The sequence below is a fragment of the Bifidobacterium sp. LH_730 genome (assembly GCF_056355835.1).
In genome coordinates this window covers 128,721-144,852 of record NZ_JBKETB010000006.1, presented here as the reverse complement: position 1 = coordinate 144,852, position 16,132 = coordinate 128,721, and the positions used below count along the sequence as shown (strand labels likewise).

General features: G+C 63.9%; 12 protein-coding genes. 6 read left to right on the top strand and 6 right to left on the bottom strand.

Annotated features, from left to right (window positions below; all coding sequences use genetic code 11):
• Window positions 1-42: 42 nt before the first annotated feature.
• The gene (locus tag AC1AUD_RS08830) at window positions 43-1,470 is read right to left on the bottom strand and encodes a sugar porter family MFS transporter (RefSeq protein ID WP_476573975.1); all 1,428 of its coding nucleotides are present in this window, start codon (window positions 1,468-1,470) and stop codon (window positions 43-45) included.
• A gap of 245 nt (window positions 1,471-1,715) precedes the next feature.
• On the bottom strand, window positions 1,716-2,558 hold the full coding sequence (locus AC1AUD_RS08825; RefSeq protein WP_476573974.1) for a D-hexose-6-phosphate mutarotase: 843 nt from the start codon (window positions 2,556-2,558) through the stop codon (window positions 1,716-1,718).
• Between the two features lie 385 nt (window positions 2,559-2,943).
• On the opposite strand from AC1AUD_RS08825, the gene AC1AUD_RS08820 reads away from it, so the two are divergent.
• The 4 genes from AC1AUD_RS08820 (at window position 2,944) to AC1AUD_RS08805 (ending at window position 7,259) form a co-directional block, all read left to right on the top strand.
• Window positions 2,944-4,059 (top strand): ROK family protein, encoded by a 1,116-nt coding sequence (locus AC1AUD_RS08820; protein ID WP_476573973.1) that lies wholly within the window; start codon window positions 2,944-2,946, stop codon window positions 4,057-4,059.
• 52 nt (window positions 4,060-4,111) lie between these two features.
• On the top strand, window positions 4,112-5,080 hold the full coding sequence (locus tag AC1AUD_RS08815; RefSeq protein WP_476573972.1) for an ROK family protein: 969 nt from the start codon (window positions 4,112-4,114) through the stop codon (window positions 5,078-5,080).
• Between the two features lie 98 nt (window positions 5,081-5,178).
• Complete coding sequence (gene nagB / locus AC1AUD_RS08810; RefSeq protein ID WP_476573971.1) at window positions 5,179-5,991, top strand: glucosamine-6-phosphate deaminase; 813 nt, start codon at window positions 5,179-5,181, stop codon at window positions 5,989-5,991.
• Window positions 5,992-6,014: 23 nt separating this feature from the next.
• Window positions 6,015-7,259: an N-acetylglucosamine-6-phosphate deacetylase gene (locus AC1AUD_RS08805; RefSeq protein WP_476573970.1), complete on the top strand. Its 1,245-nt coding sequence runs from the start codon at window positions 6,015-6,017 to the stop codon at window positions 7,257-7,259.
• A 193-nt stretch (window positions 7,260-7,452) separates the two neighbouring features.
• Here AC1AUD_RS08805 and AC1AUD_RS08800 read toward each other — a convergent pair whose 3' ends face one another.
• Window positions 7,453-9,885, bottom strand: coding sequence for a glycogen/starch/alpha-glucan phosphorylase (locus tag AC1AUD_RS08800; protein ID WP_476573969.1), 2,433 nt, complete (start codon window positions 9,883-9,885; stop codon window positions 7,453-7,455).
• 236 nt (window positions 9,886-10,121) lie between these two features.
• Between AC1AUD_RS08800 and AC1AUD_RS08795 the strand changes: the two genes are divergently transcribed.
• Window positions 10,122-10,538 (top strand): sterol carrier family protein, encoded by a 417-nt coding sequence (locus tag AC1AUD_RS08795; RefSeq protein ID WP_476573968.1) that lies wholly within the window; start codon window positions 10,122-10,124, stop codon window positions 10,536-10,538.
• A 175-nt stretch (window positions 10,539-10,713) separates the two neighbouring features.
• Here the strand turns inward: AC1AUD_RS08795 and AC1AUD_RS08790 are convergent, their stop codons facing one another.
• Window positions 10,714-11,085, bottom strand: a complete 372-nt coding sequence (locus AC1AUD_RS08790; RefSeq protein ID WP_476573967.1) for a DUF3073 domain-containing protein — start codon at window positions 11,083-11,085, stop codon at window positions 10,714-10,716.
• A gap of 142 nt (window positions 11,086-11,227) precedes the next feature.
• Between AC1AUD_RS08790 and trpS the strand changes: the two genes are divergently transcribed.
• Window positions 11,228-12,328: a tryptophan--tRNA ligase gene (trpS, locus tag AC1AUD_RS08785; RefSeq protein ID WP_476573966.1), complete on the top strand. Its 1,101-nt coding sequence runs from the start codon at window positions 11,228-11,230 to the stop codon at window positions 12,326-12,328.
• Between the two features lie 336 nt (window positions 12,329-12,664).
• On the opposite strand, the gene AC1AUD_RS08780 is transcribed toward trpS, so the two are convergent.
• Together AC1AUD_RS08780 and AC1AUD_RS08775 are read right to left on the bottom strand one after the other, a co-directional pair.
• Window positions 12,665-14,185: an amidohydrolase gene (locus AC1AUD_RS08780; RefSeq protein ID WP_476573965.1), complete on the bottom strand. Its 1,521-nt coding sequence runs from the start codon at window positions 14,183-14,185 to the stop codon at window positions 12,665-12,667.
• Between the two features lie 125 nt (window positions 14,186-14,310).
• Entirely contained in the window at window positions 14,311-16,005 is a 1,695-nt protein-coding gene (locus tag AC1AUD_RS08775; protein WP_476574017.1) for a threonine/serine exporter family protein, read from the bottom strand.
• Between the last annotated feature and the right edge of the window lie 127 nt (window positions 16,006-16,132).

Genomic DNA, 16,132 nt, shown 5'->3' with positions numbered 1-16,132 from the left:
ACGCGGCGGGCCGGACGACCCGACCCGCCGGAGGGAGGCGACTCAGTCGCCCATTTCCTCGAGGGACTTGCCGCTGGTCTCATGCAGATACTTCTTGGCGAAGATCACCGCAAGCACGCCGAAGACGAAGAACGCCCAGTAGGCAGCGGCCGGCGACCATTCGACGACGTAGGGGAAGAGCAGCACGACGAGGAAGTTGACGAAGAAGTCGGCGCCGGAGGCCAGGGACATGGCACTGCCGCGGATCTGGTTCGGGAACATCTCGCCCATCATCACCGAGAAGATCGGGCCCCAGGAGGAGGTGAAGCCGAGCAGGAAGCAGCACAGAGCGGCGACGGCAAGGAAGCCAAGCACCGGGCTGTGGCTGATGTCGGGGCCGTTGGGACCGCTCGGGGCGACGGTGAAGACGGTGGCGACCACGGCCAGAGAGATGAAGATCAGCGTGCCGCCGTACATCAGCATGCGTTTGCGGCCGACGCGATCAACCAGCAGGATGCCCGTGGTCACGCCGATGATCTTGAAGACGGTCAGAATCAGGGTCTGCTGGAAGGCGGCGGACTCGGGGATGCCGACCGCCTCGAACAGGGTGTTGGAATAGAAGAAGATGCCGTTGGTGCCGGTCAACTGCTGGAAAGCGGCGAGCGCCATGCCCACGCAGACGAGGCCGAGCCACTTCGAGCGCAGCACAGCGAAAATACCGAGGGCCTCGTTGACGCCGCCAAGCGAGCGCTGGATGGATTCGACCTGCACGCTGACGTCGTCGGTGCCGGACAGACGCTCAAGCACCTTGGCGGCTTGTTCGTTCCTGCCCTTGGAGACCAGATAGCGCGGCGATTCGGGGATGAACGGCATCAGAACCATATAGACCAGGGCCGGCACGATCAGGCACAGGAACATGCACTGCCATGCCTTGATGCCGAGGAATACCTCGGCGGAGGAATTACCGGCGAGATTGGTCATCACCAGATTGGCGACCGCGGCAAAGAGCAGGCCGAGGATGATGGCGAGCTGGCGGAAGGAAATCAGACGTCCGCGAATGCGCGCCGGGGAAATCTCAGCGACATATCCCGGAGCGACGGTCGTCGCGGCGCCGAAGCCCATGCCGCCGACGATACGGCAGAACAGCAGGAACGGATATCCGCCCAGATAGGGGCACAGCGCGCCGAAGATGGCCTCGAACATGAGGAAGGGACCAACCAGCAGCAGCACACCACGCCTGCCGATGTAGTCGGAGAGGCGGCCGGCGATCAACGAGCCGATGAGACCGCCGATGATGCCCGCTGCGCCGGCGACACCCTTGGCGAAGGAACCGAGCTGGAATTCGCTGCCGACTGCGCTGATGGCGCCGTTGAGCACCATGCCCTCGAATCCATAGAACAGCGGGCCCAGTGTGACGATGAGCGCAAGGGTCGTGGCATATCGTTCGGCCTTTCGAGCCCGTGGCGTCAGAACCACCTGTGATTCAGCCATGAAAGTCTCCTTTGAATCTCGATACTGAATGCCGCCAGTAATGGCTTGCGTCATCCAGTATACATTATTTTGTCAACCTTGTTGACATATTCAGAGATAATGCGCGAAAGAGACTTAGATATTACTGAAATATCAGGGGTTTATAGAGAGGAAATATTTTTTACACATATATGACATATATGTCGTTTATGTAGCAAGCGTCCGCCCCGAGCCAGCATCTTCGCCGACGCGGGGCGGACGGAGGCTCACGACAGCGACAGCGTCTGCCCCAACGTGCGGGAGGCACCCGGAGCCAGCTCAACCGCATGCTCGCGACAGAGCGCCGCCTCCACACAGACAAAGGAGGCCCATTCGCCCGGCGCCATGTCAGCGATCGCATCGCCAACCCGCGCCCCGGGATTCCACACCACGGTCTGCTCTGCGCCATCCGGACATACATGGATGATGCGGTCAAGGATGGGATCGTGCACCTCAAGCGAGCGAGCAACCCCATAGACACGATCCACCTCGCCCTCGAAAACGACATCCTCATCCGACTGCACCCGATCAACGCCACCGGCCGCGGCGTCCCAATACCCGGCTCCAAAGAGACCACACACCCGCGCGCGACGCACATCGCCGACGCGCAGATAGGTATGCAGCGCCATCTCCAGACGCGCGGGCGCCTCACCCATGTTGATGATGGTCAACATCATGCGCAGCCTTTCGCCGGCCTCGACCTCATAGACCGCTCGCAGCTGCTGGGCGCCAGGACCCGCCGCGTCGGCGGGCAGATCGAGCCGATAGCGCACGCGATTATTCGACCCGCCTGCCGGCTCCTCGCAGCGCCAGAAGCCCAGCCGAGCCGAACCATGCTTGGGGTTCAGGCCAAGCGCACGCCCGTCGACATATCCTGCCCCGAACCAAGGCGCGACCACCGGCACGCCGCCGCGGATCGGTAAGCCCGCCTCCAAAACCAGGGCCGAGGGACGCCATATCACGGAGGGCTGGCCCATCGGCGCCCACGACAGCACCTGCGCTCCGTAATCACTGATCTCCAACCGGGAATCATCGCCATTGAATTCACGAATAACAAAGGTGTCACACATACGAATAATTATAGTATGTAGCCTATCTAATAAATGTTCTCTTTCTCTTCAAACCCACTTCACACAACGAAGAGACGTCCACTAAAGACTGAAATATCAAGTTTTTGTGCACCATATTCCTCGGCACTATATTTAGGAAGCTATCTTGACTAATTAGTTCCACGATGTTATATTCACCAATTGAGGTCAGTCAATGAACCGATTGGCCGCGCACAAGACTCGAAAAAGGAGTTCACGCCGCATGTCCGCCCGCAAAGATGCCACAATAGATACAGGCATCATCGAAAAGCGCCCATTCAAGCGCTGACGGGAGCTTTTCATGCTGCATTTCGCATCGGAACGACCTATAAGCGAGACTCCTTTGACCAACATCGCCACAAAAACGGTGCCATCGGATATCCGCGCCAACAACACGATGGCCGTCTTCAACCTGCTGTTCCCCGCCGCGCATATGTCCCGCGTCGAACTCGGACGGCATATCGGGCTGTCTCGAATGGCCATCAGCAAAGTGACCGAGGAGATGACCCTCCACCGCATCATCCGAGAGACCGGCATCGACAACCGCACCGGCCGCGGCAAACGTTCGACGGTCCTCGCCATCGATACGGCATACTGGCGGGTCATCACCATCGACTTGACGCAGCCCTTCATCATCAAAGGCGCGCTGGTGGATCTCTGCGGACGCATCGCCGAACGAGCCGAAAGCCCCATCGAGACCGATGCCATCACGGTCGACGACGTCATCACCTTGATCGAGCGACTCCGCGCCATGTCCGATCAGCCGGTGCTCGGCGCGGGAGTCGCTCTGCCCGGCATCGTGGACTCGGAGGGCACGGTGCTCAACGCCGTGCACCTAGGCTGGTCCCATCTGCCGCTGCGCGCACGCCTCGAGGAAGCGCTGGAGCTACCCGTATCAGTCAACAACGCGACGCGGATGGCACTGATCGCCGAACGGTTCTTCGGCGAGGGCTCCCCGAACTCATTGCTGGTGCGCATCGGGCAGGGCGTCGGCGCGGCGCTCTGCGTCAACGACGAGGTCGTGGACGGGCAGACCTTCGCCGCCGGCGAGATCGGACACATCACCATCGACCCCAATGGACCGGTCTGCGCCTGCGGACGTCCGGGATGTCTGGAGACCTTCCTCTCCTCCTCGCGGCTGCACGCCATGATTGCCGAGAACCCACAACGACGCACGCAGATACTTTCCGAAGCCGGGCAGACCCTCGGACGGGTGCTGGCGATCCCCGCCGGATTGCTGGACCTCGACGACATAGCGGTCTATGGCCCTCCGGAAATCGTCGGCGAGGCATTCCTCGGATCGATGAACGAAGAGCTGTCCGCGAGTATCTCCTTTGGCAACTGCACGGCACCCCGGCTGCACCGCTGCCAGCAAGGAGAGGACCTCGTGCTGCGGGGCCAAGCCGTGGCCGTCATACGCACCTGCGTTCCGACGATACGCGAAAGCGACGCAGGACCGGCGAAGGAGAACGATCATCCGTGACGCCACACACCATATATTCCACAAAGCACATCAGCAATCGAAGGAGGGCCCTATGAGCACAATCCAAACGGACGGAGGTGCATTGCGCATCGGCATTGACGTCGGCGGCACCAAAATCGCCGGCGTGCTGCTCGCCGAGGCGGCGGACGGCGACGCACGGCCCACGCTGCTGGCCGAGCGGTCGATACCGGCGCGGCCAGGCGCCGAACAGCTTGTCGACGACGTCGTCTCCGTCGTCGAGGCATTGACCGAGGGCGCCCCGGCCGGAGCCGATATCACGACCATCGGCATCGGCACCCCGGGCATGGTCGACGCGGCGACCGGCGCAGTCGAGAACATCGCCAACCTCGACATCGTGCGCGTCGAACTCGGCGGCGAGGTCGCCCGCCGCACCGGCATACCCACCCGCGTCGAGAACGATGTGAACGCGGCAGCACTCGGCGCCGCGGCCATGCTGCCGACGGCCGACGATGCCAAGGGCACCGTCGTCTTCCTCAACCTCGGCACCGGACTGGCGGTCGGAGTGATCCGAGGCGGCGAGCTGGACCACGGATACAGCAACAACGTCGGCGAAATCGGCCACATCCCAGTCGAGCCGCACCGCTGGGCCTGCGCCTGCGGACAGCGCGGCTGCCTCGAGACGGCAGCCAGCGGCGGCGCGGCGACGCGTCTGTGGCCGCAGGACAACCCGCCGATGCCGGCGATCATCGCCAAGGCCAACAACCCGGCTTCGCCGGACCATGCCCAGGCGGTCGAAACGCTCGACACCATCGTCAGCGCGATTGCCGACGCCATCGACGTCGTGGCTGTGACCATCGACCCACGCAGCATCATCATCGGCGGCGGCATGGCGAAAACCGGCCGTCCGCTGCTCGAAAGCATCACGGCCGAGCTGCACCGACGCGAAGAGCCGAGCCGTTTCATCGCCTCGCTGCACCTGGCCGACCGCCTGTCGTTGACCGATCCGGACCAGCCCGTCGGCGCGATCGGCGCGGCGTTGGCCGGCAGAGGCGCCGCCTGACGCACGTCGGCGGACGAACTGCGGCGCGCGCCTCATACCCATAAACCCATAACCCTATAACTCATCCACCAACCCCATATCAACGAAAGAAGGACACCATGGCGGAAGTCATCATCGTCAAGGACGAGGCCGAGGCGGGCGCGATCTACGCGCGCTCCGTGGCCGATCTCATCAAAGCCAAGCCGGACGCGGTGCTCGGCCTGGCCACCGGCTCGAGCCCGCTGGCCGCCTATCAGGCGCTCGCCGCGCTCGTCAAGAAGGAAGCGATCGACGTGAGCCAGGTGCGCGGCTTCGCGCTCGACGAATACCTCGGGCTGCCGTTGACGCACCCGGAGTCGTATCATTCGACGATCCACCGCACCGTGGTCGAACCGCTCGGCCTCGACCCGGCGAAGGTGCATGTGCCCGGCGACGCGCTGGAGGGCGCCCCCCTGACCGATGGCGAGAAAATCGCCGGCGCGGGCGCCGCGTATGACCAGGCGATCGCCGAGGCCGTCGGCGTCGACGTGCAGATCCTCGGCATCGGCACCGACGGACACATCGGCTTCAACGAGCCGGGCTCCTCGCTGGCCTCCGGCACACGTGTCAAGACCCTGGCCGAGCAGACCCGCATCGACAACGCACGCTTCTTCGACGACGACGTGAACCAGGTCCCGATGCACTGCATCACCCAGGGCATCGGCACGATCCTCAAGGCCCGCCATCTGGTGCTGCTCGCCTTCGGCGCAGGCAAGGCCGAGGCGATCGCCGAAACCGTCGAAGGCGGCGTCTCCGCGTTCTGCCCGGCGTCGGCGTTGCAGCTGCACCCGCACGCCACGATCATCGTCGACGAGGCGGCCGCAAGCCGTCTACGCCACAAGGATTACTACAAGTACGCTTTCGCGCACAAGCCGGCCTGGCAGGGCATCTGATTTTGCAGAAAAGAGCTTGGAACATGGACAGACAACAGATCGTCGCGCAGGTCACGGCCTCGATGGAAGGCGCGCCGGCGGCGTTTGCGATTCGAGGTGCGCGCAAGGTGGATGCGCGCGGCATCGAGGAACGCGCTTGGATCGTGACCGATGCCAGTGGCGTGATCGCGGCCACGGGCACGTCGGATGATGAGTTCGAGGCCGCATGCCGCGCGAATGGCATTGACCCGGCTGGCGCCGTGGATGCCGCGGGCATGGTCATCACCCCCGGATATGTGGATATCCATTCGCATGGCGCGTGGGAGAAGAGCTTCGATGACGGTCCCGAGGGAATCGACGTGGCGCGCGCCGGACATGCGGTGCATGGCACGACCCGCCAAGTGTGCTCGCTGATCACGAATCCGATTGATGTGCAGTGCGAGAATCTTCGCAATGTGCGCGCCAAGATGGACCAGCGGCCCGATATCCTCGGCGCGCATCTGGAGGGGCCGTTCCTTGCGATGTCGCGCAAGGGCGCGCACGATCCGGAATGCCTCAAGGATCCGGTGCCCGAGATCGTGGACCAAATGCTCGAAGCGGCCGACGGTTGCCTGCGACAGATCACGATTGCCCCGGAGCTGCCGCACGGCCTTCAGGCCATCCGCCAATTCGTAGCCGCCGGCACGGTGCCCGCGGTCGGACACTGCGACGCCGACTACGAGACCGCCCGCCGCGCTTTCGACGAGGGCGCGGGCCTGATGACGCATATGTTCAACGCGATGAACGGTCTGCATCATCGCGAGCCCGGTCCGATTCCGGCGGCGGTCGAGGACCCGCGCGTCACCATCGAGCTGATCTGCGACGGCTTCCATGTGCAGGATCCGATGCTGCGGCTCGGCCTTGGTTTTGCGCCGCACCGCATCGCCTTCGTCACCGACGCGATGGCGGCCACCGACTGCCCGGACGGCGCCTACAAACTCGGCGCGCTCGACGTGGATGTGGTCGACGGGCACGCCCGGCTCAAGTCCAACGGCGCCATCGCCGGCTCTACATTGACCCTCGAGCACGCCGTGCAGCGCACGATCCTCGAGTTGGGCATGTCCCCCATCGAGGCCGTTGAGGCAGCCACATTGACCCCGGCGAAGGCCTTCGGCTTCGACCGCCCGAACCCGGTCACCGGCGCGCCCCTTGGCCTGCTCGCCCCCGGATACGCCGCCGACGTGCTGATCACCGACCCCGCCGACTGGTCCGTCCAGCACGCCTGGTGCGCGGGCCGCCGCATCAAGTAGGCAACACCACTCAATAAACGAAAGGCCGCACCGGAATCCACATTCCAATGCGGCCTTCACCGTTGATGCTCAGCTACTCAACAAGCATCACTTGAGCGAAGCGAGCGCGATGATGCGTGCGTCCTCTAGGCGCGGAGGATGAAGGCGTATTGAAATACGTCGAATCCTCCGCAACGACGAGGACGCTCCATCATCACGCGAGCGGGCCGGTGTGCCAGATGCGGTCGAGATAATCCTCCATCGAGCGATCCGAGCTGAAGTAGCCGGAGTTCGCGACGTTGAGGATGGCCTTGCGGTTCCACTCGAGCGGATCGCGGTAGAGGGCCTCGATCTCGCCTTGGATGGAGGTGTAGGCGGTGAAGTCGGCCAGGGTCATGAACCAGTCCTTGGTCAGCCAGTCGGCGACGAGCGGCGCGAAGGTGTTGCGGTCGCCGTTGGAGAAGGTGCCGTTGGAGACCATGTCGATGGCGTTCTTCAGGCGCGGATCGGCCTCGTAGTACTTGGCCGGATCGTAGCCGTTGGCGTACTGCGCCTCGACCTCGTCGACGGTCATGCCGAAGAGGAAGAAGTTCTCGGCGCCGACGCGCTCACGGATCTCGACGTTCGCGCCGTCGAGCGTGCCGACGGTCATGGCGCCGTTGAGGGCGAACTTCATGTTGCCGGTGCCGGAGGCCTCCTTGCCGGCCTGCGAGATCTGCTCGTCGAGGTCGGTGGCCGGGATGAGGTGCTGGGCGAGACGCACGTTGTAGTTCCAGGGGAAGTACACGTTGAGCTTGCCCTTGACATCCGGATCGTTGTTGACGACGCGGGCCACATTGTTGATGAGCTGGATCGTCATCTTGGCCAGATAGTAGCCGGGGGCGGACTTGGCGCCGAAGATCACGGTGCGCGGCAGCACGTCGTCGGCGTTCAGCTTGCCAGACTTGATGTCGGCGTAGCGGGCGATGACGGCGAGGATCTTCAGGCTCTGGCGCTTGTATTCATGCAGACGCTTGACCATGGTGTTGAACATGGTGTTCGGGTCGAGCTCGAAACCATACTCGCGCTTGGCATAGTTGGCGAAGTCGACCTTGTTGGCCTGCTTGACGGCCGCGAACTTCTTGACGAACTCGTCGTCCTTGGCCAGCGGTTCAAGGCCCTTGAGCATCTCAAGGTCGGTAAGCCACTTGTCGGTGCCGAGGCCCTCGGTGATGAGCGCGGACAGACGCGGGTTGGCGAGCTTGATGAAGCGACGCGGGGTGACGCCGTTGGTCACGTTGGTGAACTTGTCCGGGTAGACGTCGGAGAAGTCCTTCAGGGTGACGTCCTTCAGGAGCTGGGAGTGCAGCTCGGCCACGCCGTTGACATGCGAGCCGGCGTAGGTGGCCAGATAGGCCATGCGCACGGCGTCGCCGGTGTAGATGCGCATGCGCTCAATCTGCGCGGCATCGACGCCCTTGGAAGCCAGCTCGGCCTCGAACTGCTTGTTGATCTTCTCGATGATCTCGAGGTGGCGCGGCAGCAGCTCGCCGATCAGCGAGGCCGGCCACACCTCAAGCGCCTCGGGCAGCAGCGTGTGGCAGGTGTAGCTGAAGGTCTTGGTGGTGATGGTCCACGCGGTGTCCCAATCGTAGCCATGCTCGTCCATGAGCACGCGCATGAGCTCGGGGATGCCGATGACCGGGTGCGTGTCGTTGAGCTGGAAGCAGATCTTGTCGGGGAACGTGGTCAGATCGGGCTTGTCCTGGCCCGGATAGAACACGCGGATCGCATCGTGGATCGACGCGGAGACGAAGAAGTACTGCTGCTCGAGGCGCAGCGCCTTGCCCTGCGGCGTGGAATCCTCCGGATAGAGAATCTTGGAGATGTTCTCGGCCTCGACCTGCGGCTTGACGGCGTCCAGATACTCGGACTTGTTGAAGGTGAGCAGGTCGAATTCGTCGTAGGACTTGGCGCTCCACAGGCGCAGCGTGTTGACGCGGCCGGACTTGTATCCGGGCACCATATAGTCGACCGGCACGGCGCGCACGGACCAAGCCGGCTCCCACTTGCCGTCGACGACCTTGCCGCCGAAGGAGACCTTCTGCGAGCGGTTGTAGTCGATGTGCCCCCACGGCTCCTCGTTGGTCAGCCAGTAGTCGGGCTTCTCGATCTGCTTGCCGTCCTCGTCGAAAGCCTGCTCGAAGATGCCGTACTTGTACTGGATGCCATATCCGAAGGCCGGCACGCCGATGGAGGCGAGCGAGTCGATGAAGCAGGCGGCGAGACGGCCGAGGCCGCCGTTGCCCAGGCCCGGCTCATGCTCGGCGTCGATGACATCCTGCAGGTCGAATCCGAGCGCCTTGACGGCCTCGTCGAACTGCTCGGTCAGGCCGGCGTTGAGCAGCGCGTTGCGCAGCTGCTTGCCCATGAGGAACTCGGCGGACAGATAGCCGACGGCCTTGGTGTTGCCGTTGACCATATCGGTCTGCGTCTTCATCCACGAATCCATGAGATGTCTGCGCACGGCGAGCGAGGCGGCGACGTACACGTCGGCCGGCGTGGCCTGCTCGGGCGTGACGCCCTGGTTGTATTTCAGTTGTTCCCGAATCTCGTCGGCAAACTGCTCAGCCGTGACGGGTGACTTCGGTGCGGTGATTTCGGTCATAGTCAGACTTTCTTCCTTCCGGGTGATTTCCCCGCTTTATATTATCCCGCGACGACGCACCTGGGCAGTGGCGCCAACATGAACTCTTCGTAACATGGGCCACGCTGTCCTGCATACGTTGTCATCGCACCCCACTATACCGCATCGCCTTCGATCCCGCGGCCGAAGGCCCGCCATAAAAGACGCCCGCGCCCTAGTATTGGGCTGACGGATATCACGCGACGAAAGGCAAGGCTATGGCGGCGATACGCGAGGCGGACCTCGGCAAGGGACAGGCGGCATGGAAGGCATGGCGCGAGGCGGCGCGCGAGGTCCTGGACGCCGGCAGCGCGCCGCTGGACGTCGCGCCGGCATTGGCGCGGCCGACGATGGCGATGGCGGTGCGATACACGCTGTTTCTATTGGAGCGCCGCGCGCCCGGGCCGGGCGCGGAGGTGCGCGTGGCGCCGTTCGCCGCGGTCAAGATATTGGATGGCCCGGAGTCGGACCCGCATAATCTCACGCCCCCGGATGTCATCGAACTCGACCCGGCGGTATGGCTGCGTCTGGCGGCCGGCGTGACGACTTGGGATGAGGAGCGCGAGGCCGGGCATATCACGGCTGTCGGCGAGCGCGACAATCTGAGCGACCTGCTGCCGCTGACAACGCTATAACCACTCGTCTTGGCCCTTCATTGGGAAATAGCCGATTTTAAGGGACTGTCGGTCCGCCTTGGTTATAGCGTTGTAGATTGACGACAACGCTATAACCAACCACAATTCCGCATCGTTGGAATGTCGCGCTTTTAGGCGACCAACGACCGGCCGATGGTTATAGCGTTGTAAAAAGTCACGCCTTCTTGGGCTTAAGCGCGCTCGGCATCGGCATCGGCATCGGAATCGGCTTGCGCGGCGCGGCGGGCTTGGGCGAGGGCGACGCGGCCGGAAACTCGCCGCTGGTCGACTTCGCGGCGGCTTCGGCAGCCCACTTGGCGTATTCGTCCAGATCGTCGCCGGCGGACGCGGCGGTTTCGTCCGCCTCGGGCTCGTCGGCGGGCGCGGAGTATTGATCCTCGATATCGGCGAACGGGTCGACGGAACCAGTGCCCGGCTCCTGCGCGTTCAATTCCTTGGCAAGCTCGTCGTAATCGGTGTCAGTGGTCAGATACTTGAGCTTACGGGCTATTTTCTGTTGCTTTGCTTTCTGACGTCCGCGGCCCATCTGACCCCCTGCGAGTTGCTTCCTATCGATTCATCATCCAAAAGAGTACCACTTGTTATGTTCTGTTGGCTTGTCGGCTCACATATTTACCATAAAAGCGTTATTTTGCACGGTTTTCACACAGTTTGCGAGGGATAGAGGGATGACCGACGAAACGCAGGGGACCCAGCTGACGGCTGCCGGCAACGAAATGAGCGCCAGCTTCCTGGCGGCGAAGAAGCGTTCCGACGCGACGCTGGCTGCGTTGGAGAAGGATCCGTCGAAATTCACGATGCTCACCGGCGACCGCCCGACCGGGCGCCTGCACCTGGGCCACTATTTCGGCTCCATCAAGGAGCGCGTGGCGATGCAGAACAAGGGCGTGCACTCGAATATCATCATCGCCGACTATCAGGTCATCACCGACCGAGACACCACCGAACATATCCAGGACAATGTGCTGAACCTCGTGCTCGACTATATGGCCGCCGGCATCGATCCGAAGAAGACCATGATCTACGCGCACTCCGCCGTGCCGGCCGAGAACCAGCTCATGCTGCCGTTCCTCTCGCTGGTCACCGAGGCCGAGCTGCACCGCAACCCGACCGTCAAGTCCGAGATGGAGGCGAGCGGCCATGCGCTGACCGGCCTGCTGCTCACCTATCCGGTGCATCAGGCGTGCGACATCCTCTTCTGCAAGGCCAACGTCGTGCCGATCGGCAAGGACAATCTGCCGCATGTGGAAATCACACGCACCATCGCGCGCCGTTTCAACGAGCGCTATGCGAAGAAGAACCCGGTGTTCCCGGAGCCGGCGGCGATCCTGTCCGACGCGCCGGAGATCCCGGGCCTCGACGGACGCAAGATGAGCAAGTCCTACGGCAACTCGATCATGCTCGGCGCCACGGCCGAGGAGACGGCCAAGCTCATCAAGAAGAGCCCGACGGATTCCGAGCGCACGATCACCTTCGATCCGGTGAATCGCCCGCAGGTCTCGGCGCTGCTGACCACCGCGGGACTGGTGACCGGCCGCGACCCGAAGGAGATCGCCGACGAGATCGGCGCTTCCGGCGCCGGCGCGCTCAAGGCCTATGTGACCGAGTCGGTCAATGAGTTCCTGGCCCCTCACCGCGAGCGCCGCGCCGAGCTCGCCAAGGACATGGACTATGTGCGCGACGTGCTCGAGGACGGCAACAAGCGCGCGAACGCCGTCGCCGAGGAAACCCTCGCCCAAGTGCGCGAAGCCATGGGCATGCAGTACTGAGCCTGGTTCCGATGGGGGCGGCGCTGTTCCGGCGCCGCCCCATTTGCGTTTCTCGGCGGAGCCGATGCCGACGGACCGGCGTTGGATGCGTCATTCCGAGACCCCCATCATTCCATCGGGCTGTCGGACCATCCGTTTTCTCCCTTTTCTCGTGCCAGCCACACATTGGTACGAGAAAAGGGAGATTTTCATAGGCTCTTTTTTCGCTTTTCTCGTACCTATGCCGTTCCTAGCACGAGAAAAGGAAGAATCGTTGTGCCGAACGCAGCAGCCCGTTGATATTGCCGGATATGCGCATTTCGGATATGCCGCTGCCGTGGAATCCGGGATGGTCCGTCACAGACGGGAGTATGTGCGGCGGCCGGAGAGGAACGTGGCCGCGACCCGGCCGGACATGCCGCGCATGGCCTCGGGCGAGTCGACCGAGTAGGGATCGGCGTCGAGCAGCGCAAGATCGGCGGGATCGCCGGAGCGCAGACGGTCGCGGCCGGTGCCGGTGGAAGCAGCGAGCGCGGCGCGCACGTCGAGGCACTGTTCGGGCTGGAACGGTTCGCGGTCAGAGCTCTCCGTGCCGAAGACGGCGGCGGAAATGGCCATCCATGGGTCGAGCGGGGCGACCGGGGCGTCCGAACCCATGCGCAGACGGGCACCCGACTCATGCAGAGCGCGGAAAGCGTAGGGAATACCGGCCGGATGGGCCCAGAAACGGGGGATGACATCGCGGTCGTCCATCGCGTGCTGCGGCTGGATGCTGGCAGTCAATCCCAACGCGGCGAACCGCGGAATATCGGAGGTTTTGAGCATCTGCGCATGTTCGACGGAACCGTGGGCATGCGTGCGTTCGGCGGCGTCCAGCACAACGGTGTTCGCTTCGTCGCCGATGGCATGGCAGGCGATGTCGAACTCGTGGTCGGTGGCCAGCCGCATATAATCCTCGATCTGCTCCGGCGTGTAGCTCAACGTGCCGTAGGTCGGCGGTTCGATGCCCGAATATGGCGTCGAGCAATAGGCGGAGCGCGTGTTCAACGAACCGTCGGAGATGAGTTTCATCGCGCCGACGCGGCCCAATCCATGCGAACCGGGCAATTCCATGCCGGTGCGCCAACCGGCGTCGATGGCGGCCCGAAGCCGCTCCGGATAGGTGCCGGCGTCCACGCGCAGGCCATCAATGCCGGCGGCGAACCGCGCGATCCAGGTATTGATGTTCTCGGCCATCTCGTAATCGCGCACGCCCACCACGCCTTTGCGGGCGGCGTCCGCCTCGGCCTCGCGCAGCAGACGGTCGGTTTCCTCGGCGGCGCCGGGGGCCTTGTCGAACTCGCAGTAGGCATTGAACCACTCGAGTTCGCCGACCAAGCCGGAATCGCCCACATGCACGCCGAGGCGGCGGGCGGCCGCGGAATTGACCCATCCGCAGTGCATGTCGGCGCTCGAGAGGGCCACGGGCTGCTCGCCGGCGACCGCGTCGATGGCGGCCAGCGTCGGCTGCGCGTCGTCGGCCCAGAGCGAATGGCGGAACCGCATGCCCACCACGAAGGCATCCGGATCGAGCGTGCCGGCGGCGCGGCGTTCATCAAGATGCGCGCGCAGCATCGCCATGGCCTCGCTCGCCGAGCGAGCCTCGATGAGATCCAGCCGACCCAAGGTCTTGGCCCACTGCGTGAAATGCGTGTGGCAGTCCCAGAGTCCCGGAATCACCCAACGTCCCTCGGCGTCGATATCCGACCCGCCGCCGGGATATCCCTCCGGTTTCACCCCATCATGCGGTTCGACGGCCGTCACCACACCCCGGCGTTCGTCGATGACGATATCAATCCGTTCGCTACTGCCCGGCACCCGCGCATCCGTGATTCTCATGGCTTCATTATGGTCATCGCAGGCCCCGTCCGGCCATCGCGCCGTCCACCATGCGGAGCGCGGAAGGCGCGGACTTCCCATGCGACGTGCGCGCCGCCGCCAAGACGCCCGGACGTCGGCCGCAGTCAGATGTCGTAGCGCCAGGATTTATCGGTGATCACGCGCGCCATCGCCAAGCCGATCGGCAGGCAGATGATGACCATGAAGGCGCGGAAGGCCCAGTCCAACGCCAGCTGGGTGTCGAACTGGCCTAGGTGGAACATGGCCTGATACATATACAGGCCGGGTACCATGATCACGATCGAGGGCACGGTCAGGCAGATGCGCGGATAACCCAGGTGCGGCGGCAGCCAGCCGCGGCGCACCGAGGAGCGCCAGCCCGAGGCCAGCAGACCGGCCAGCAGCGCGCCGATGAACGCGCCGGCCTCGGCGGGCACGCCCGCGTCGACGATCTCAAGGCGCAGGGTGTCGGTGATACCGCCAATCAGCGCGGCGGTCAGGCACATACGCTGCGGCGAGTTGAATAGCACGGAGAAGCCCCATACGCCGAGGAACGCGAAGACGAAACGCAACGCGCCATTAACCCACGGGTTGAGGCCAAGCGGTTCGAAGCCCTCTGGGTTGAGGTGAACGATGGTGGCGACCATCCATCCTGCGAGCGTGGCCATCAGCACGATGCAGAACACATAGACGACGCGTTGGATGCCGGAGGGGAAGTCGATTTTCGCCATATCGAGGCCACCGGTGATCAGCGGGAAACCGGGGATGACGAAGAGCATCGCGCCGATGTAGGCGGTGTCGTGCTGCAGCGCCACCGGATCGAACAGGCCGATGAGGCGCAGCGTGCCGGTGCAGGCGAGCGCCGCCAGCGCCACGCACACGAAGGTGACGAAGAACTGGTTGAGATGGTGGGCGAACAACCGCCGACGCATCCATTGGCCGAGGCCCGCGCCGACGAAGGCGCCGATCATGTCGTAGGGGCCGCCGCCCAGGAGGAAGACGAAGGAGGCGCAGGCGATGGCCGAAGCCAGTCCGGAGAACCAAGGGGCATAGAGCGGTTTGCGCCGTTCGATCAGGTCGAGCCGTTCGTGGGCCTGCCGCACGGTGATGCCGCGCGCGTCGATGTCGTCCTTCCCGCGCCGCACGCCGACATGGTCGAAATGCTGGGCGTATTCGCCCTTGGGAGGTTTGTGGTCGCGCCGCGGGCGGGCCGCGTCGGCCCCCTGCGCGATATTGCGGATGGCCGGGTTCGCCGGCGCCGGGTCCGGAACGATTCCGGAAGCGACGTCCGACCCACGATCGCCAACGGCGCCGTCCTTCGGCTCGCCCACAACGGCCTCGGCCGCCGCATCCAGCGCCGCCATCTCCTCCTCAGACTCCTGCGCCTTCCTATCGCGTTCCACCGCGCGCATAATCGAGGCGCCAGCCGCCTCAGGCGAGTCAAGGTGCGCGACCAGTTCCTCGGAAATCGAGGATTTGGCGTGATACATGGTCCCGGTGCCGAGATTGACGTTGAACCAGTCGGCGAAATGCTCAAGCAGCCAGATGCGCTCGGTATTGACGCCGGTGCTGGGCAGGTCGACGACCTCGGTGATGCGGTCGCGTCCGTCGGTGCAGGTCGCCTCGATATCGGTCAGGTTCACGTCGGCGCGCACATGGACGCCGAGCGGATAGGCGATCCGGTGCATCATCTCGCGCACGCGGAACGAACCGGTTCCGGCGCCCAAGTCGAGCATGCCGACGCGCACGACGACGCTGGCCTTCGCCGCGATGCCGGCCTCGGCGACGGGCTTGTCCCAGTCGCGTTCGATATCCTCCATATCCAGCGGAATGGAATGGGTGTGGAATTTGCGCACGGCATTCGCCGCGCTGGTGGACTGATTATGCTCATGCTCGTCGCTCACGTTCCCAGTATTACTCGGGACCGTCCCCGGCCCGCTCTGTTGC